Source organism: Flavobacterium sp. FlaQc-57 (assembly GCF_044007395.1).
Taxonomy (GTDB): domain Bacteria; phylum Bacteroidota; class Bacteroidia; order Flavobacteriales; family Flavobacteriaceae; genus Flavobacterium.
Window position 1 is genome coordinate 136,784 of sequence record NZ_JBIPDA010000005.1, and the last position, 18,316, is coordinate 155,099.

Genomic DNA, 18,316 nt, shown 5'->3' on the forward strand with positions numbered 1-18,316 from the left:
ATAATTAAAAAGATAAAAAAAAGCACAATCGTTAAATTGTGCTTTATATTTTTGGGTTGAAATGTGTTTTTAATATTAACCTCTTCTTCCGTTGCTTCTTCCGTTAGAACCGCTTTCTCTTTGTGGTTGACTACTTCTTGATTCCTGATTTACTCTCGGAGACTCAGAACGTTGTGAACTTTCTGATCTTGCTGAGCTGCCTCTATTTTCTGAATAATTTCTAGAAGATTCTGTTCTCTGACTTGGAGTGTTTGAATATGTTCTATTTGAATTCATTCTGTTTTCAGAGTTATTTCTTGGAGTTTCAGTTTGTTGAGACGCAGCAGTTCTGTTCGTATTTGCTCTGTTGTCATAATTTCCTCTTGAAGTACTCGTGTTGTTTTCATTGTAATTTCTTCTGTTTTCTGTTCTTGTAGAATTATCAACTCTTACAGGAGTAGTTACAGCGGCCGAATTATCTCTACCGTTAGAGCTCACTCGGTTTGTATTATAGCTTCTATCAGCGTTAGTTCTGTTTTCAGAATAATTTCTGTTTGAAGTTCTGTAGTCTCCATTTGAAACTCTTCCTGTACTTGGTCTGTTTGTGCTATAAGTATTTTGGTTTCTTCCAGTTTCTCTACTTGCAACACGTCTTTGATCCAAGTCATATCTGTTTGTAACATTAGAATGTCTTTGAGCGAAGCTATAATCCGGACGTCTTGTTTCATAACCATAAGTACGTCTTGATTCGTATAAAACCGGAGCTCTGTAACTTCTTCTTGTGCTTACGTAATTGTAACGATTGTTTACGTTGATACAAATATTGATGTTGTTTCTATATCTGTAAATTGGGTACGGTGTCCACGCTGCATAGTAAGTTGGGTAATAATTCCAGCTCCAGGTTGAATAGTATGGTCTGTAATTAGTAACCCAAAATGAGTTATAAATTACCGGTACAACACTATAAACAGGTTCGTAAATGTAGTTTGCTCCATACAAGTACGTGTTACCAACTACCTGAACGCTAACTTTGTTATAATTGTTTCTTTCGACATCTATAGTTGCAATATCTTGGTAAACATCACGATCTAAAACCGCTTGTATAATTACAACGTGAGTTCGGTCTTCGACAGATTCGATTACACGTAAATAATCAACTTCATTATCACCATTTAAATCAAGGTTTGATATTTGATATTTTGGATCATTTAATCGTCTTTCAAAATCCTGAAGATTTGCTGATTCTCCAAAAATAGAAGCCACGGCTCTTAAATCTAAATTATCGCTTATGTCTGAGTTTTTTGCGTATACTGATGCTCCAGCTTGAGCTTGACAAGAACTTATAGTTAATGTGATTAATGCTATAAAAAGTAGTTTCGTTTTCATTTTAAATCGTATTAAGATTGATAATCTGAGATATCCAATTACTGTGCCAGAAAAAAACAAAACATATTTTATATGTTAGAATTAATTGTATTTTAGCAACAATTAAATCTTAACCTAATATGAGAAAAGTAATATTGTTTTTTGGTGCATTTGTTTTATTAATGTCTTTTAAAACACTGAATAATAGTGGTAAAGTCATGATTAGCAATTGGTTTACATCAGTGCAAATAGATACTTTGTTTCAGGATAAAATTAGTATAAGAGCCATTTTAATTGATAAAAATAAAATTTGGTACGGTGCTGATAATTCGCGTTTTGGGTATTATGATTTAGATAAAAAAGAGAAATTTGAAGATCATATTTATCGTGATACTTTAAAATTAGAATTTAGAAGTATTGCTCAAAATTCAAGTAACATTTTCTTGTTAAGTGTATCGAATCCGGCTTTACTTTATCAGGTTTCGAAAAAAACGCAAAAAGTAAAATTAGTATACAAAGAAATCAATCCGAAGGTGTTTTATGATAGTATGCAATTTTGGAATGATAAAGAGGGAATTGCTATTGGAGACCCAACAGAAGATACTTTTTCGATTATTGTAACGCGAGACGGGGGTGAAACCTGGACAAAATTATTGTCAGACAAATTGCCTACAAACGCACAGGGCGAAGCGGCTTTTGCAGCTAGTAATACAAATATTGTAATAAAAGGAAATGATACCTGGTTAGTTTCAGGAGGTAAAAAAGCACGCGTGTTTTATTCTCCGGATAAAGCCAAAAGCTGGAAAGTTGTCGAAACTCCTATAGTTCAGGGAAAAACAATGACCGGTATTTTTACGGCCGATTTTTACGACTCTAAACACGGATTTATTGCTGGAGGTGATTATGAACTTCCAAATAATAAAAGAGATAATAAAGCCTTTACCAAAGATGGCGGAAAAACCTGGGAATTAATAGGTCAGGATTTAGGTTTTGGATACGCATCATGCATTCAATATGTTCCGGGAGGAAACGGTAAAGAAATTATTTGTGTAGGTTCTGAGGGAATACAGTATTCTCAAAACGGAGGTGAAAACTGGACGCAATTATCTACCGATTCAAAACTTTTTACAATTCGTTTTGTAAATCGAAATACTGCAATTGCAGCAGGTCATAATAAAGTTATTAGACTTCGCTTTAAATAGCTAAAAATAACAAGAACCCTAAATAATAAAGTAAGTATTATTATATAGGGTTCTCGTCGCTGTTGTTTCTTGTAGGCAGATAATTAATCTTTAGCTGCTTTGTCTCGGTATTGTTTTAATAATTTTCGATTAAAATCATCTTCCGATTTTTTAAGTTTTAATATCTTTTTTGCAGAAAGTACCTTTTTTAAATCTGAATTGTATTTAACGCGTAAAAGGTATAATTCTTTATCAGTGCATTCTATTTGTGATAAAAGTGTCGAAGCTTCCTTTTCTGAAAGTGAAGAGATGTTATCATCATCTAACTTCTTTAAATAAGTTTTCATTTTTTCATGACGCAATTCATATTGCTTGTCGTCATAAGAGTTGTAAATAGGCCAGAATTTCTCCGCTTCTGTAGAAGTTAATTCCAATTCGGTCGTTAAAAAAGAAACTTTATACGCCTTAATCTTTTCGCGTTTCTCATCTGTTTTATTGCTTTGTGCATAAAAAGAAAAGCTTACTAAAAACAGAATTATTGGTAGTATGTTTTTGATTTTCATCTTTTAAGTTTTGTTTTATTCAGAAATTAAGTGTTCTATATTTGGACTTGATGATAAGATGTCTTCAAGAGTCTCATCTTCTATTGCGACATTTTTGTTTAGTTTTTGAATGTCATTAGTATCTAAATTCTGAATCAAATCGTATTGATTCAAATTAGATTGATAGGCTAAATAAGTTTCTAAAGTGTCTTCGTCAAGATCTTTTGAAGTAGCGTTGTAATTATTAACCACCGGAATCATTAATCCAATTACCACTACAGCCGCTGCCAGCATTGAAATTACTTTTTTGCGTTTGTACAACGGAATTACTTTTAGTTCTTTTTCGTTTATTTGTTGTAAAACTTTTGCTGAAAAATTATCAAAATAATCCTCTGGCGTTTTAAAACCGGTCGTTATTTTGGGTTCGTTTTCTAATTTAAATGTTTTCATAATATCTATAAGATAACTTTTGTTACAAAAGGTTTAATTTGAGGTAACAAATATTTCAATTTTTTTTACTGCGTGATGGTATGATGCTTTTAATGCACCAACTGAAGTGCCTAAAATTTCGGCAATTTCTTCGTATTTTAATTCTTCAAAATATTTCATTTTAAAAACAAGCTGTTGTTTTTCAGGTAAGTTTACAATGGCTCTTTGAAGTTTTATCTGGATTTCATTTCCGTCAAAATAAGCATCGGCTTTTAAATTGTCGATGGTTTTATTTTGCAAAGCTTCCGAAGTTATTCCGCTTAATTTTGCTTTCTGATTTAAAAAGGTAAGTGCTTCGTTCGTAGCAATTCTGTACATCCAGGAAAAAAGCTTACTTTCTCCTTTAAAGTTTTTTAAATATTGAAAAACCTTGACAAAAGTATTTTGCAATACATCGTCCGCATCATCATGATTCAAAACAATGTTTCGAATATGAGAATACAACGGTTTTTGATAATCAGACAAGAGTTTTTGAAACGCAATATTTTGCGTTTTAGGATTTAATAATTGTTGAATAAATTCCTTCTCGTCTGTCAAATGTTTTGATTTACTTTATTAGAATGAATTTTAAACAAAAGGTTTAATCAGTGTTCAAAATTTAGAATTCTGATTGTTCTTCTTCAGGAGTTGTTTTAGGTGTTTCTGTAGGTTTTGGTGCAGTTGGTTCTGTGTCATTTCTGTAAACAGGTACTTTAGCAACCGGAATTACTTTTGGTTTTGTTGGGAAATAAATTTCAGTCATTAATTTTGATGGGCTTTTTACATCAAATTTGTTGACTGTTAAGATCTCAAGGTGAGACCAGCTTAAATCGGGAGTGATTTTTTCGTTGTTTATAAAGGCCGTTGTTTTAGCAATTGCCTCATTGGTATGAGAGTAATCTCCTGTTAGTGTCGTTTTTACAGCTTCAAATCCATCTAATTTTCCTCCAGAAATATCACTTCCTGAAGTTGTCATTATCTCCTTGTTTGTAGGTAAACAGATCGAAATTTTGGCTAATCCCGTTTTCGTATCGTAAGTATGATATATAATAAAAGGTTTTCCGTTTGTAGCTAAGCCATTATTTTTGCTGAATTCAATAAGTTTTGGAATTACAATTTTAGCATTTTTGTTTACTTTCTGAATTTCGCTCGTAAAAGTTTGCTTGATATAAGGGGTCTCTGTTTTTTTTACAACTCCATTTACTTTAATAGCAAATGTTTTAGTCTCGTAATCTAGGTTTTTATCAATATTTACAAGGCTTTTCTCGTAGATAGTTCCAATTACTTTGTCTGAACCACCGTTTAATGCCGTATAGATTTTAAACAAAAAGCTCATTGTTCCTTTTGCTTTCCAGGTAACTTTGGTTTTTCCTGCCAAAGTATCTTTAAAGGTCCAGTTTACATCCGCTTCGGTCCCGTCATATTTCATTTTTTGTTGAATGCTTTCTCCGTCTTTTGTTTTAAGCGTAATGGCATTTCCATTTCCTTCACTGGTAGTCCAATAAAATGAAGCTCCATTTCCAACAGTTTTATTCGGAAAAGTCATTTTTATAGAAGGATCTTCAACAGACCAAGATTCAAAATCTTCATAATTTCTAAAATCATTTACATAGTTGTACACAGTCGCTTTTGGCGAATTAATTACTTTGCTTCTTTCGACAGTAAAAACACCTTTTTGAGTAGCAACAAAAACAGTAAGAGCAACTAAGCTTAATAATAATAAAAGGAATAAATATTTTAAAATCTTCATTTGGGTAGGTTGTTTAGTGACGTAAAGTTATAACTTTTATTAGTAGTCGGCCTAATAACGCAGCAATAAAAGTACACTTTATAAAATAAATTTGGTCAAAGAAAACTTCAGATAGAACGTTTTTGAACAAGTTTAATTGTAAAGCTTCAAAAATTATTTAGTTTATTAAGAATTAGGTAAACACTTAAATTATCTTTTGAAAAAGAATTTAATCACAAATAAAATTGCAATAAAAAGCATGAACACAATTAATACTTTATAATTTCCTTTGTAAAAGATTCTGTGCAACGCAAGATCTTTACGATAAGCAATTATCATTACGATTACAAATGCAATAAAAAAACAGAGCGCGAATATTAATTGTCCTTGACTAAACATAGTTAAAAATTATTTTTGACAAATTTAGAGAATTGTATACGAATTGTTGCTAATTTGGCATTTCATTTAATCAAATAAAATCATGAAGAAACAACTTGATGCGGTTACTGAATTTCATACTGCCTTTAAAATAGGTCACAGTCAAATACCAATTGCTGATTTGGGAGAAACGAAAAAGATACTTCGTTACAATTTAATGAAGGAAGAAAATGAAGAATACCTGGAAGCAGTTCAGAATAATGATTTGGTTGAAATAGCTGATGCACTGGGAGATATGATGTATATTTTGTGCGGAACTATTATCGAACATGGTTTGCAGGATAAAATTGAAGCTGTTTTTGATGAAATTCAGCGTAGTAATATGAGTAAACTTGGTGAAGACGGACAACCAATTTATCGTGAAGATGGAAAAGTAATGAAAGGCCCAAATTATTTTAAGCCTGATTTTTCTAAATTGTTATAAAGAAGATTAACCGCAAAGAGCGCTAAGTTTTTTTTGCTAATATTAACTTCAAAAACACAAATTTCGCAAAGCTTTGCGTCATTTTTGTCATTTCGACGAAGGAGACCCGAGTGATAGCGAACAGACGAAGTAAATCACACTAGGGATTCGATAAAGATTGGCGATTTTGATTGCGGAGTTTTTAGTGTCATTTCGACGAAGGAGAAATGACAAGATTGTGTTTAATCATATAAAATAGAAAACCCGACAACTATTAAGCTGTCGGGTTTTTATATTTAAGTGTCTTTTAGTTATTGAACTTTAACCGTCCAGCCAAAAGTATCTTCAGAAAGTTTGTTTTGAAGATTGGTTAATTTTTCTTTCAAAAGAGAAGCATATGAATTCTCAATTGGAGCCATTTCGTAATAGGTATCCTGATAAGAGAAACCTTTAATAACGCTAATTACTGCAGCAGTTCCTGCTCCAAAAATTTCTTTCAAAGATCCGTTTTTAGCAGCTTCTACTAATTCAGAAACAATAACAGGGCGAACCTCCACATTAAGACCTTCTTTTTCTGCCATAGCGATTAAACTTTTTCTGGTAATACCATCTAAAATTCTTTCACTTGTTGGAGCAGTTAATAAAGTATCATTAATTCTAAAGAAAACGTTCATTGTTCCCGCTTCTTCTAGTTTGGTGTGCGTTGCATCATCTGTCCAGATAACTTGTTGAAAACCATCTTTGTTCGCCAAGTTAGTTGGGTAAAACTGTGCAGCATAGTTTCCGGCAGCTTTTGCAGCTCCAATTCCGCCATTTGCAGCTCTACTATAATGTTCAGCAATAATTACTTTTACTTCGCCTGCATAATAAGATTGTGCCGGAGAAAGTAAAATCATAAATTTATATTCGTCAGAAGGATTAGCAACAACACCAGCGCCCGTAGCGATCATAAACGGACGAATGTACATACTGCTTCCGTTTCCTCTTTGAATCCATTCTTGGTCAATTTTCAATAATTCGTTTAAACCATCCATAAAAATAGCTTCCGGAACTTCAGGCATTGCCATACGAACTGCAGAATTATTAAAACGTTTGTAGTTTTCGTCAGGTCTAAACAACCAAACATCATTATTGTCATCTTTATAAGCCTTCATTCCTTCAAAAATAGCTTGTCCGTAATGAAAGACTTTTGAAGAAGGATCCATTAAAATAGGAGCATAAGGCTTAATGACCGGATTTTGCCACTCTCCATTTTTAAAATCACATTCGAATAAATGGTCTGTAAAAACAGCACCAAAGCTTAAGTTTTGAAAGTCTACTTCGCTAATTTTTGACGAAGTGGCTTTTCTGATTTCAATTTTGCTTGTTTGAGTTGTACTCATAATTGTGTAAAGTTTTTATGTAATTTTCATTGCAACACATAAATTCTAAAGTAATGATTTGGTGTAAAATAGAATTTATTGAATGCAAAATTAAGTAAAAATATATAATTTACTTAGTAAAACTGCATTATTTATGCCTTTTAACTGCGATTTATTTATCTTATAAAAAAGTCAAAAAATTAAGACAGTTTTATAAAGAATTTATGAAAAAAGAGCCGATTTTTAAGGCTTTACGCATTTGTTTTGACTAAATTTGACTCTTTAAAAGGACTTAAACCTTATAAAATCAGATTATAAATTTCGAAAAAAGTGAAAAGAGAAATAATTAAGACGCTAGATGGCTCAACGACAATTCATTTACAGGAATGGGACGAGTGTTACCATTCTAAGCATGGTGCAATTCAGGAAGCGAAACATGTTTTTATAAAAAACGGGCTTTCATTATTCGAAAATAATCCGGTTAGTATTCTTGAAATTGGCTTTGGAACCGGTTTAAATGCCTTTATTACTTTCTTAGATACCAATGCAAAGAATCAAAAAATAGATTATGTTGGAGTAGAAGCATATCCGGTCGCTCCGGAAGAGGTTCTGGCAATGAATTATGTTTCTGAGCTTAACGCATTGGAATTTGAGAACATTTTTGAGAAAATGCATAAATCTGATTGGGATAAAAAAAATGAAATTTGCAATGCTTTCTCATTAACCAAAAGGAAACAATTTTTTCATGAAATCGACGATTTAGAAATTTTTGATTTGATTTACTTTGACGCCTTTGGATATCGAGTGCAGCCAGAGCTTTGGAGTACTGAGATTTTTCAAAAAATGTACAATAGTTTAAAGCCAAATGGAGTTCTTGTTACTTATGCTGCTAGAGGAGTTGTTAAAAGAAGTATGATTGAGGTTGGGTTCACAGTAGAAAAATTGGCTGGACCTCCAGGTAAACGTGAGATGTTTCGCGCATTTAAAAAGGTCTAAATGAGTTGTTTAGAATCATTCTAGATTGATTTATGTATAATAAGAAAACGTATTCGTTGCCAAAGTTTTTAAAATAATAAGTTAAAAAGAGTGCTTATGAATGATATTTGATTAAATTTGTGCGAGTTTAAAAATAATGATAACCCCCGAAAATCTTATTTTATTATGTCAAAAATGATGTTTGATTACACGAAATCAATACTTGAGAGAGTAAGTTTCGATCCGATACTTTTCTGTAAAGAACTAGAAAAAGCTATCAAAACACTGTTACCATACGAAATGGAGCAATTGCAAGAATGGTTATTAAATTTCATTGTTGAAAAACCAGAATTAAAACAGAGTTTACTGCTAATTAAAGTATAAAAAAAAGGAGCCAAATTGGCTCCTTTTTTATTTCTATTTCTTTTGCAGTGGACTGATGATTTGAACGTTTTGAAAAACAATAGCCCCTTTTACAACTCCAGCGATTGTCGATCTCAATGCGTCAATGATTTGCATTTTTAATTCGCTTTTAGGGTAAATTAAACTTACTTCACGAGCAGGTTTTGGTTCCTTAAAGTTTCGTAGTTTCAGTTTATCGGACTCTTTTAAGTCTAAGGTGTGCAAGTACGGTAGTAACGTTGTGCCCAAACCTTCGTCGGCTAATTTTATTAGGGTTTCAAAACTTCCGCTTTGAATCTGAAAATTATTCTGATCGATGTCAGAACCGTTTTTGCATAAGTTTAAAATTCCGTCTCTAAAACAATGTCCGTCCTGCAAAAGCAAAATTTCATTTAAATTTAAATCAGAAACTTCAATCTCTTCTTTTTGAAAACTAGCATGATGTTCCGGTATGTAAGCTACAAAAGGCTCAAAATACAAAACGATTTCTTTTATTTTTTCATCTTCCAATGGAGTTGCAGCGATTGCAGCATCAAGATGACCGTTTTTTAATTTTAAGATTATTTCGTCTGTATTAAGCTCTTCGATTAAGAGTTTGACTTTTGGATACTTCTTAATGAAGTTGTTTAGAAACATTGGTAAAAGCGTTGGCATAATAGTCGGGATAATTCCCAAACGAAATTCACCGCCAATAAAACCCTTTTGCTGTTCAACAATATCTTTAATTCGGTCAGCTTCGTTTACGATATTTTTGGCTTGATTTACAATCTTCTGACCAATATCAGTTAATTGTATAGGTTTTTTGCTTCTGTCGAAAATCAAGATGCTAAGTTCTTCTTCAATTTTCTGAATCTGCATACTTAGAGTAGGTTGGGTCACGAAACATTTTTCGGCAGCAAGAGTAAAATTTTTATGTTCGGCAACAGCTAACACATATTGTAATTGGGTTATTGTCATTTTGATAGTATTTTTTGATGCAAAAATAAGAAAATATAATTTTTTTTTATTTACTTTTATGAGAAGTTGTATTAAATTTGTAGTAAACTTATTATAAAACGAAAATTATGAAAACAAATATTTTAGGATTACCGGTAAAAGAGTCAGAATTGTTAGTAAAAGAATTAAATATTCTGTTGTCAAATTTTCAAGTGTATTATCAAAATTTAAGAGGAATACACTGGAATATTCGTGGTAAGCGTTTTTTCGATTTACATGTAAAGTTTGAAGAATTGTACACAGATGCTCAATTAAAAATCGATATGATTGCAGAGCGAGTTTTGACAATAGGCGGAACTCCTTTACATACATTTGATGACTATATAAAAAACAATAAATTAACTGTTGGAAAAAATATTTCTAATGATGAAAAAGCAGTTCATTTAATTGTAAGCTCTTTATCAGATTTATTGAAAATAGAAAGAGAAATTTTGAAACAATCTGATGAAATTAACGATGAAGGAACAAATTCTATGATGAGTGACTTTATTGCAGAGCAGGAAAAAACAATTTGGATGATGAAAGCTTGGTTAGAAGAAGAGTTATAATCGATTGTTTATAAATAATTTAAAAGGCAGAACGATCAGGTTTGATTGTTCTGCTTTTTTATGATTGTTAAATTTGTATAAAATTTTTGCCTCTGCGCTTTGATTTTATTTGTTTAACACTATTTTTGCTCCAATGAAATTAATCGCTCGCATATTATTATTCATATTTATTACCTTCTTATCTACCCCGACAATTGTTCAGGCGATAAAGAAAGGTACAAATACGACTATATCTTTTAATTGCGCAGAAGAAGAAGTTCATAAAGAACTTAAATCGGTAGTTCATGCTACAATATTAGAGCATGAAGTTCTATTGCCTGTTTATATTCAAAAGAAAACGATTGTTTCTGAAAATATCGTAAAATTAGACAATATTTCTCCGAGCATATTTGCTCCACCTCCCAACTTGGTATAATACTTCCGATTATTTTGAACTAAACTGCATTTGTACAAATGCGGCTAATCTTTAATGAATAATTTTTTTAGTATTGTATTATGACAAAAAAAATCAATCTTTTTGCCAACCTAAAATCTGATTTCGCATCAGGTTTGGTTGTGTTTTTGGTGGCTCTCCCATTGTGTTTAGGTATAGCAATGGCTTCTGGAGCACCTTTATTTTCTGGTATTATCGCGGGTGTTATTGGTGGTATTGTGGTAGGTTATTTAAGCCAGTCACACATTAGTGTATCGGGACCAGCAGCTGGGTTAACAGCTATTATTTTAACCGCTATTACTGATTTGGGAGCTTTCGATGTTTTTTTAATGTCTGTTTTTATTGCTGGATTAATTCAATTAGCATTAGGTTTTTTAAAAGCCGGAAGTATCTCGAATTATTTTCCAACCAATGTAATTGAGGGGATGTTAGCGGGTATCGGAATCATTATCATCTTGAAACAATTGCCTCACGCTTTTGGTTATGATGCTGATTTTGAAGGAGACCAGGCTTTTGCTCAGAATGACGGAAGTAATTCATTTTCATTTTTATTCGACGTATTTAATCACATACATTTAGGAGCAGTAGTTATTTCTCTTATTTCACTTGTTATATTAATCTCTTGGGATAAAGTTTCTTTTTTAAAGAAATTAAAATTAATTCCGGGAGCACTTGTAGCCGTTATTATTGGTATAGCCTTAAATGAATTTTTTGTTTCTACAGGAAGCTCATTGGCAATTGCGAAAGAACATTTGGTTTCATTGCCAGTTCCAAAATCTTTTGATGAATTTAAATCTATTCTAATAACTCCAAATTTTGCTGCTGTTACAAATCCGCAAGTTTGGGTAGTTGCTATTACAATTGCCATTGTAGCTTCTATTGAAACATTATTATGTATTGAAGCTGCTGATAGAATGGATGTGCAAAAACGTTACACAGATACAAATGTTGAGCTTAGAGCACAGGGTATTGGTAATATTGTAAGTTCACTTTTAGGAGGTTTACCTATGACATCAGTTGTAGTTAGATCTTCGGCAAATAATAATGCCGGTGCAAAATCTAAAATGTCTGCTATTATTCACGGGGTACTTTTATTAATAAGTGTTTTGGCTGTTCCCGCACTTTTAAACAAAATTCCATTGGCAACTTTGGCTACCGTTTTAATTTTAGTTGGATATAAATTAGCTAAACCTGCAACATTTAAGCATTTTTGGGAAAAAGGAAAATACCAATTCATACCTTTTGTTGCCACTTTAGTATTTGTTGTAGCAACAGATTTACTTAAAGGAGTTGCTTTAGGAATTATCATCAGCGTAATTTTTGTATTGAGAGGAAACTTAAAAAGAGCTTACAGCTTTAAAAAAGAAGAATACGAAGATGGCGATGTTATTCATATCGATCTAGCTCAGGAAGTTTCGTTCTTGAATAAAGCAGCTATTAAATCGACTTTGAGTGAGATTCCTGAAAATTCTAAAGTAATCATCAATGCTGAAGATACAGAGTATATCGCGCATGATGTTCTAGATTTGATTCGTGAGTTCAAAGAAACTAGAGCCATTGATGAAAATATTAAAGTAAAACTAAAAGGTTTTAAAGAAGCTTACGAGCTTGAAAATTCACCAGACATAAACAACCACGTTTCTATTGAACATTATTATGATGTTGCAAAAAGAGCCTTGGTTAAAAAAGAGGTGGTAAAAGAAGATTTTTAAACAAATTAAATAAATTAAGGTATTTCTTGATTGTGAGAAGTATTAAAAATTAGATAACTTTACACTAAAGTTATTTTTGATATGTTTAGACATAGAGAAATACCATTCAAAAAACAAAAAAATACAATGAGAAAGTTTTATGAGCAGTTATTAGAAAATAATAAAAAATGGGTAGAAGATTCTTTAGCAAAAGATTCAAATTATTTTGCTGATTTAGCAAAAGGACAATCTCCGCCATTATTATGGATTGGATGTTCAGACAGTCGTGTCCCTGCAAATGAAATTATTGGTGCTAAACCGGGAGAAGTTTTTGTACACCGTAATATTGCTAATATGGTTGTGCACTCTGATATGAATATGTTGAGTGTTTTAGATTATGCAGTAAATGTTCTTAAAGTAAAACACGTTATTGTTTGCGGACATTATGGTTGTGGTGGTGTAAAAGCTGCAATGGGTAATATGTCTGTTGGAATTATCGACAACTGGATTCGTCACATTAAAGATGAGTATCGTTTACATGATAAGTATTTGAACTCTATTGAAGATGAAACAGAACGTTTTAATGCTTTTGTTGAAATCAATGCTAAAGAACAAGTTTACAACTTAGCTAAGACTTCAATTGTACAAGGAGCTTGGAAAAACGGTCAGGATTTAATGCTTCACGGATGGGTTTACGGATTGAACTCAGGTTTTGTTACTGATTTGAATGTGAATATCAGTTCGAATGATGAACTAGATGATGTTTATCAGTTGAATAATCTATAAGAATAAAAAATCGCCTCAAAAGGGCGATTTTTTTTATTCGTTTTCGTCTAGATTTTCATTGAATGCTGATGGTAATAACGTTGGAATAAACTTTATTAAAATTGGCAATAATAAACTTCCGCCAGGAAGTAAGAAAATAGTTAGTGACGGAATCGTTTTACAAATATCCAAAAGTTGTTTTTTTACTTTCTTCTTTTCTTTTGCATCCAGATCTCTGGTGGTAGAATATGCTAATAAAACCATTAATTCTTTGCTCTGAATAATTTCCTTAACCAGCCTGTTTTTGTTTCTTACAATCAATTTTACAACACTCTGTGTCATTTGATCGTAAAAGTGTTTTACAGGATTAGAATAATTAAAATATGGAATTTCCTTTTTGTGAGTAGTTATAAAGGTATTAGTCGTATCAATACTTTTGGTTATAAAATCGTCAGAGATGTTCATCATTGATCCTAACGAGTATAAAAAATAAGCTTCTTCATTTTCTACAACGCCATCACTCCATAACGCCATTCCGGCCATATCGATCAAATAATATTGTTCGAGTTTATTATGGAAATAATCGAGTTGCAAAGTTTCTAAAGTGTCAACTGTAACTTTTGAAAATTTTGAATATCGAATAGAAGCTTCAAAAAGTTTAATCAATAAATCGTCGTGCTGCGATTTGATTGTTTTGGTTTTTAAAGCCAAAGCCACAATGCCAAGAACAGTTTCTTCAATTCGTTTTAGATATTTTTCAGGAATTGCACCTTTCTCTAAATATTGTCTGAAAGCCAGTACATCAATAAACAAAAGCGCATTAGTAACCAAATGCGAAAAGTTTTTACTGATAATACTATCATTCGTTTGAACACGTTGATCTATAATGTTCTCTAAAGAAAGGGAAGGAGTATCTTTTGGAAGTAAAATTTTGAACAAATTAAATCCCTCCGGATTCATTTCGTTGTAAAACTTTAAAACTTCAGTAATGAAATTGTTCGGTTCAGAGCTTCTTTTTTCTAAACAAAATACATGATATAAATTGTTTAACAAAGCAACCTTAGAAATTTCGGTCTTGAACCAGCCTTTTATAGGTATTGGAATTTGAGAATCAATAGCAATGATGTGACCATAGATAAATCCGGTTTCTCTAACTTTATAGTAAAACGAATCGGCAGTTTCAAAAGGAATAGCTTCTGAAAACTTTTGCTCACTAAAAAACTTATCTATCCAGCCGTGTGCTGATGGGTTAATCATTGAATTGAATTTATAGCTGCAAAGCTATATCTTTTTCTTGTTTTCGACTAGATTTTAAATGAAATAACCACTACATTTTGTGAAAATATAGTGGTTATTACGTATTCTTATGATTTTTTTACTTAATGATTCCTGCGCAAGCAACTCTACCGCCTGCATTTCCTGTAGGTTGTGTAGTAAAATCATCAGTTCCCTGATGCACAATTAAACCTTTACCCAGAACATCTTTAGTTGCATCTCCACAACCAACACACCATTCGTCAGTAGTTAATGTAATAGTTCCGTTACCTTTTGCATCAGCAGTAAAGTTGCCAATATCACCTTTGTGATATTCAGCTGAACCCCATTTTCCGTGTTTTTTAAAAGTTGGATTCCAGTGTCCGCCGGCAGAGCTTCCGTCTGCAGAACTACAGTCTGCTTTTTCGTGAATGTGTATTGCATGAACACCTGGTTGTAAACCGGTCATTTTTGCAACAAACGTTACTTTACCATTTTTTTCTGTAAAAGTTGCTGTTCCGGCTACTGTACTGTTGCTTTTTGGCTCTAGTGCTACAGTAAGAGTTTTAGCATCACTTGATTTTGTATTAGTCTTACAGCCAACAACTAAAGCTGTAATTATAGCGAAGGAAACGATTATTTTTTTCATATAAGAGACTTTTGAATTAAAGATTAAGTAAATTTAACATAAAATTCCGACTTTGATTGGCGCTGATAGTTAAAAAAATCTAAAACTATTCGTTGCAATTTAATGTAATTTTAAAGTGCAGAACCAAAAATTATTGCGTAAATTCGTATAACCTCGAATTGAAAGAATTATTCATTACTATTCATCGTATTTTTAATTTAATCTATAAAATCATGATAAAGAATATTTTAACTTTATTTTTTTTGGGAGTTGTCTTAGTTTCGTGTAATGCTTCTAAAGCACAAAAAAGCGATTCGGTTTCTAAACTTGAAGGAACTTGGGAGTTGGATTATATAACAGGTCCAAGAATTGCTTTTGATGGTTTGTATCCAAATAAAAAGCCCACAATTAATTTTGATATAAAAGAAAACCGAGTTTCTGGAAACAACAGTTGTAATTCTTTTACCGGAAAACTTGTTGTTACAGGTAATAAAATTGATTTTAATCAGCCTATGGCGATAACCAAAATGATGTGTGCAGATCGACAAGGTGAGCAAGTTTTTATGAGCACCTTACCTAAAATAACTTCATATGATGTTACTGATGATGGTAAAACGTTGAACTTTATTTCCGGAGATATTGCGATGATGCGTTTTACCAAAAAGTAAAATAGCTTTTAATCCTATTAATATATTTTTTATGAAAACTAAATCATCCATTTTATTGGTGTTGTTTTGTTTTTTGAATTTAGCTCTTTATGCACAGGAGAAAACGAGTAAGGAGATAAAAGCAGAGCAAGCTTTAAAAAAACAAAAAGAAATCGAAGCCCTTATAGATTCGAAGAAATTTGATTTTGAGGCAGAGAAAGTTACTCCGCAAGGAGGAAGACTTATTTTTATAGATTATAACACGTATTTTTTAAAATTCAATCCTGAGAAAACCACTTGTGATTTGCCTTTTTTTGGTCGTGCTTTTAACGTTCCTTATGGTGGCGATGGCGGAATGAAATTTGAAGGTATACCTGAAAATATTAAAGTAGAAACAAAGAAAAAAAACTATACTTTAAGTGCAACCGTAAAAGGCAAAGGCGATGTATATAGTCTTTTGTTTACTATATTCTTTAACGGAAGAGGATCGCTTTCTATAACAAGTAATAATAGAGCCTTTATATCATATGATGGTGAGATTAGAGCTCCTAAAACTGAAGAGAATAAAAAATAAGGAAGATATTTTAATATCATAAAAATTCATTGTGCTTACCCCTATATAAATTCTTGAAAAATAAATTTAAAATTAGAACTATGAAAAAATTAAGTCTTATTCTTGTTGTGGCAGTCGCCTCATTTTCGTCTTACGCACAATCTTCATTTAAGGAAGATATAGAAGTTGTGCAGAGTATTTATGGAAAATCAAAAAGTGATCTTGTAAAAGAGTATATGAATTTATCAGATACTCAAGCTACTGCTTTTACAAAAGTTTACGATAATTACGAGGCAGAACGCAAAGCACTTGGTCAAACAAAATTTCAATTGATAAATGATTATGCTGCAAATTATGCAACTCTTACAGATGCAAAAGCAGACGAGTTGGCAAAAGGAGCTTTGAAAAATAATTTGTCATACGAGAAATTATACTCTAAAACCTATAATCAGGCTAAAAAAGCTATAGGAGCAATAAATGCAGCAAAATTTATTCAGTTAGAAGTGTATTTGCAAACAACCATTCGTGACGAAATTCAAAATTCGATTCCGTTTATAGGAGAATTAGATAAAACAAAAATATAAGTAAGTTAATTTATATTTTTATAAATAGAAAACGTCAACTACTTTAATTAAATAGTTGACGTTTTTTTTTGTTTTGAAGTGTTTATTTAGCGATTTTTACCTCGTAAATAGCATTTACCATTCCATTGCGGAAACTGTCTAAAGGAAGTTCCCAAAACATAATACCTCCTAATTTTTTCGATTTTACATATTCAGTTTTTGCTTTTATAGAGGTTAAATCATCTCCTGTTGCAAATATTTTTTCTTTTGCATTATACCAATAAGGTGCTTTAGCTTTATCATCCCAAAAATACTTCCATCCATTTGCTTCTGTGTAATACGTAGCAAAGTTTTTAAAATCAACACCTGAAATGTGTTCTCCGGCTTGGTATAAACCATTATTGATGTTCTCTACATTCTTCCATGTTCTTGTATAAAATGCGCCTCCAATAACTAATTTTTCAGCAGGAATGCCTTGTTTTAGTAAATAAGTCACCGCTCTGTCTGTAGACTCTTCTTTAGGATTTGTGCTATATAATGGCGTGTGATGTCCTGTAACTTTAGAATATCCGTTAACCAAATCGTAGCTCATAATATTAATACGATTAACCAATGGACCAACAGTTTTCCAATCAATAGATTCGTCCAGATATTTTTGAAAACCTCCGGCAGCAAAACTTAATTCATATTTTTTACCTAAAGTTGAACGTAGAATTTTAATCAATTCAGTAAAGTTTGGTTTGTCGGCAGCTTGGTATAAATGTCCTGGCAGTCCCTCAATTGCCGGATATTCCCAATCTAAATCTAAACCATCAACTTTAAAATAGTTACTAACTTCTTTTACAGATTTAGCAAAAGTTAATCTTCCTTCGGCTGTAGAAAATGCCGCAGAACAAGGCTCACAACCTCCCCAGCCACCAAGTGAAAGAATAATTTTAAGTTGCGGATTTTTGGCTTTCAAAGAAACCAAATGCTTAATCGTAGTAGAATCCTTAGGTGAATCAACACTTAGTTTTCCATCTTTTAAATGACAAAAACTAAAAATAATTTGATCCAGCTTATTTATTTCATATTCGTTAATCAATTTGTTATCGCCTGTATAATAGGCAATAATGTCCATTTTTTTTGTTTTTTGTGCAAAAATACTTGTGGTAAAACTGCACAATAAAAACAAGGCAATCAGGTTAATTTGTTTCATTATATATCTTTTAGAGTTTTTAGAATGTTAAATATAAAGTAATACATTCGATTTTTAACTATTTTAGATAAGGCAGAAAGTTAATTTTAACGAAAATTTTGCAAATGACTGCAAAAATATTGCGGTTTGTGGTTTCTGATTTTTCTTTAAGAATATAAAAAAATAAACCCGCACTGTTTCGGATTAGTGCGGGTTCA

General features: G+C 31.9%; 22 protein-coding genes. 11 read left to right on the plus strand and 11 right to left on the minus strand.

What is annotated here, in order from left to right; genetic code table 11:
- Nucleotides 1–75 precede the first annotated feature (75 nt).
- Complete coding sequence (locus ACHRVZ_RS16095; RefSeq protein ID WP_395423792.1) at nt 76–1,365, minus strand: hypothetical protein; 1,290 nt, start codon at nt 1,363–1,365, stop codon at nt 76–78.
- A gap of 119 nt (nt 1,366–1,484) precedes the next feature.
- Here ACHRVZ_RS16095 and ACHRVZ_RS16100 point away from each other — a divergent pair, with 119 nt between their 5' ends.
- Nucleotides 1,485–2,546, plus strand: coding sequence for an oxidoreductase (locus tag ACHRVZ_RS16100; protein ID WP_395423793.1), 1,062 nt, complete (start codon nt 1,485–1,487; stop codon nt 2,544–2,546).
- Between the two features lie 83 nt (nt 2,547–2,629).
- Here ACHRVZ_RS16100 and ACHRVZ_RS16105 read toward each other — a convergent pair whose 3' ends face one another.
- The 5 genes from ACHRVZ_RS16105 to ACHRVZ_RS16125 all read right to left on the minus strand — a co-directional run bounded on the left by ACHRVZ_RS16105 (nt 2,630) and on the right by ACHRVZ_RS16125 (nt 5,663).
- The gene (locus ACHRVZ_RS16105; RefSeq protein ID WP_395423795.1) at nt 2,630–3,088 is read right to left on the minus strand and encodes a sensor of ECF-type sigma factor; all 459 of its coding nucleotides are present in this window, start codon (nt 3,086–3,088) and stop codon (nt 2,630–2,632) included.
- Nucleotides 3,089–3,103: 15 nt separating this feature from the next.
- Nucleotides 3,104–3,517 carry a hypothetical protein gene (locus tag ACHRVZ_RS16110; RefSeq protein ID WP_395423797.1) on the minus strand — a complete coding sequence of 138 codons (414 nt, stop codon included), beginning with the start codon at nt 3,515–3,517 and terminating at the stop codon, nt 3,104–3,106.
- A 33-nt stretch (nt 3,518–3,550) separates the two neighbouring features.
- Nucleotides 3,551–4,093 carry an RNA polymerase sigma factor gene (locus tag ACHRVZ_RS16115; RefSeq protein WP_395423799.1) on the minus strand — a complete coding sequence of 181 codons (543 nt, stop codon included), beginning with the start codon at nt 4,091–4,093 and terminating at the stop codon, nt 3,551–3,553.
- 61 nt (nt 4,094–4,154) lie between these two features.
- Complete coding sequence (locus tag ACHRVZ_RS16120; protein WP_395423801.1) at nt 4,155–5,285, minus strand: transcriptional regulator; 1,131 nt, start codon at nt 5,283–5,285, stop codon at nt 4,155–4,157.
- A 189-nt stretch (nt 5,286–5,474) separates the two neighbouring features.
- Nucleotides 5,475–5,663, minus strand: a complete 189-nt coding sequence (locus ACHRVZ_RS16125) for a hypothetical protein (protein WP_395423802.1) — start codon at nt 5,661–5,663, stop codon at nt 5,475–5,477.
- Between the two features lie 82 nt (nt 5,664–5,745).
- Between ACHRVZ_RS16125 and ACHRVZ_RS16130 the strand changes: the two genes are divergently transcribed.
- Nucleotides 5,746–6,126 (plus strand): hypothetical protein, encoded by a 381-nt coding sequence (locus tag ACHRVZ_RS16130; RefSeq protein ID WP_395423804.1) that lies wholly within the window; start codon nt 5,746–5,748, stop codon nt 6,124–6,126.
- 290 nt (nt 6,127–6,416) lie between these two features.
- On the opposite strand, the gene ACHRVZ_RS16135 is transcribed toward ACHRVZ_RS16130, so the two are convergent.
- Entirely contained in the window at nt 6,417–7,487 is a 1,071-nt protein-coding gene (locus tag ACHRVZ_RS16135; RefSeq protein ID WP_395423806.1) for a branched-chain amino acid aminotransferase, read from the minus strand.
- Between the two features lie 309 nt (nt 7,488–7,796).
- Here ACHRVZ_RS16135 and mnmD point away from each other — a divergent pair, with 309 nt between their 5' ends.
- Both mnmD and ACHRVZ_RS16145 read left to right on the plus strand, forming a co-directional pair.
- The gene (mnmD, locus tag ACHRVZ_RS16140) at nt 7,797–8,462 is read left to right on the plus strand and encodes a tRNA (5-methylaminomethyl-2-thiouridine)(34)-methyltransferase MnmD (RefSeq protein WP_395423808.1); all 666 of its coding nucleotides are present in this window, start codon (nt 7,797–7,799) and stop codon (nt 8,460–8,462) included.
- 165 nt (nt 8,463–8,627) lie between these two features.
- A complete protein-coding gene (locus tag ACHRVZ_RS16145; protein WP_056252939.1) occupies nt 8,628–8,825 on the plus strand; it encodes a hypothetical protein in 198 nt (65 codons plus the stop codon).
- A gap of 33 nt (nt 8,826–8,858) precedes the next feature.
- On the opposite strand, the gene ACHRVZ_RS16150 is transcribed toward ACHRVZ_RS16145, so the two are convergent.
- Nucleotides 8,859–9,800, minus strand: a complete 942-nt coding sequence (locus ACHRVZ_RS16150; protein ID WP_395423810.1) for a LysR substrate-binding domain-containing protein — start codon at nt 9,798–9,800, stop codon at nt 8,859–8,861.
- A 107-nt stretch (nt 9,801–9,907) separates the two neighbouring features.
- Here ACHRVZ_RS16150 and ACHRVZ_RS16155 point away from each other — a divergent pair, with 107 nt between their 5' ends.
- The 4 genes from ACHRVZ_RS16155 (at nt 9,908) to can (ending at nt 13,297) form a co-directional block, all read left to right on the plus strand.
- Nucleotides 9,908–10,387, plus strand: coding sequence for a Dps family protein (locus ACHRVZ_RS16155; protein ID WP_041515979.1), 480 nt, complete (start codon nt 9,908–9,910; stop codon nt 10,385–10,387).
- A 109-nt stretch (nt 10,388–10,496) separates the two neighbouring features.
- Nucleotides 10,497–10,802, plus strand: a complete 306-nt coding sequence (locus tag ACHRVZ_RS16160) for a hypothetical protein (protein WP_395423813.1) — start codon at nt 10,497–10,499, stop codon at nt 10,800–10,802.
- An 80-nt stretch (nt 10,803–10,882) separates the two neighbouring features.
- Nucleotides 10,883–12,532 carry a SulP family inorganic anion transporter gene (locus ACHRVZ_RS16165; RefSeq protein WP_395423815.1) on the plus strand — a complete coding sequence of 550 codons (1,650 nt, stop codon included), beginning with the start codon at nt 10,883–10,885 and terminating at the stop codon, nt 12,530–12,532.
- A 126-nt stretch (nt 12,533–12,658) separates the two neighbouring features.
- Nucleotides 12,659–13,297 (plus strand): carbonate dehydratase, encoded by a 639-nt coding sequence (can, locus tag ACHRVZ_RS16170; RefSeq protein WP_041515976.1) that lies wholly within the window; start codon nt 12,659–12,661, stop codon nt 13,295–13,297.
- A gap of 33 nt (nt 13,298–13,330) precedes the next feature.
- Here the strand turns inward: can and ACHRVZ_RS16175 are convergent, their stop codons facing one another.
- A complete protein-coding gene (locus ACHRVZ_RS16175; protein WP_395423818.1) occupies nt 13,331–14,533 on the minus strand; it encodes an LETM1-related biofilm-associated protein in 1,203 nt (400 codons plus the stop codon).
- 118 nt (nt 14,534–14,651) lie between these two features.
- Nucleotides 14,652–15,179, minus strand: a complete 528-nt coding sequence (locus tag ACHRVZ_RS16180; RefSeq protein ID WP_395423821.1) for a superoxide dismutase family protein — start codon at nt 15,177–15,179, stop codon at nt 14,652–14,654.
- A 212-nt stretch (nt 15,180–15,391) separates the two neighbouring features.
- On the opposite strand from ACHRVZ_RS16180, the gene ACHRVZ_RS16185 reads away from it, so the two are divergent.
- The 3 genes from ACHRVZ_RS16185 to ACHRVZ_RS16195 all read left to right on the plus strand — a co-directional run bounded on the left by ACHRVZ_RS16185 (nt 15,392) and on the right by ACHRVZ_RS16195 (nt 16,942).
- Entirely contained in the window at nt 15,392–15,826 is a 435-nt protein-coding gene (locus ACHRVZ_RS16185) for an META domain-containing protein (RefSeq protein ID WP_395423823.1), read from the plus strand.
- A 31-nt stretch (nt 15,827–15,857) separates the two neighbouring features.
- Nucleotides 15,858–16,379, plus strand: coding sequence for a DUF4251 domain-containing protein (locus ACHRVZ_RS16190; RefSeq protein WP_395423825.1), 522 nt, complete (start codon nt 15,858–15,860; stop codon nt 16,377–16,379).
- A gap of 80 nt (nt 16,380–16,459) precedes the next feature.
- The gene (locus ACHRVZ_RS16195; protein WP_395423827.1) at nt 16,460–16,942 is read left to right on the plus strand and encodes a hypothetical protein; all 483 of its coding nucleotides are present in this window, start codon (nt 16,460–16,462) and stop codon (nt 16,940–16,942) included.
- Between the two features lie 82 nt (nt 16,943–17,024).
- Here the strand turns inward: ACHRVZ_RS16195 and ACHRVZ_RS16200 are convergent, their stop codons facing one another.
- On the minus strand, nt 17,025–18,119 hold the full coding sequence (locus tag ACHRVZ_RS16200) for a glycoside hydrolase family 18 protein (protein ID WP_395423829.1): 1,095 nt from the start codon (nt 18,117–18,119) through the stop codon (nt 17,025–17,027).
- Between the last annotated feature and the right edge of the window lie 197 nt (nt 18,120–18,316).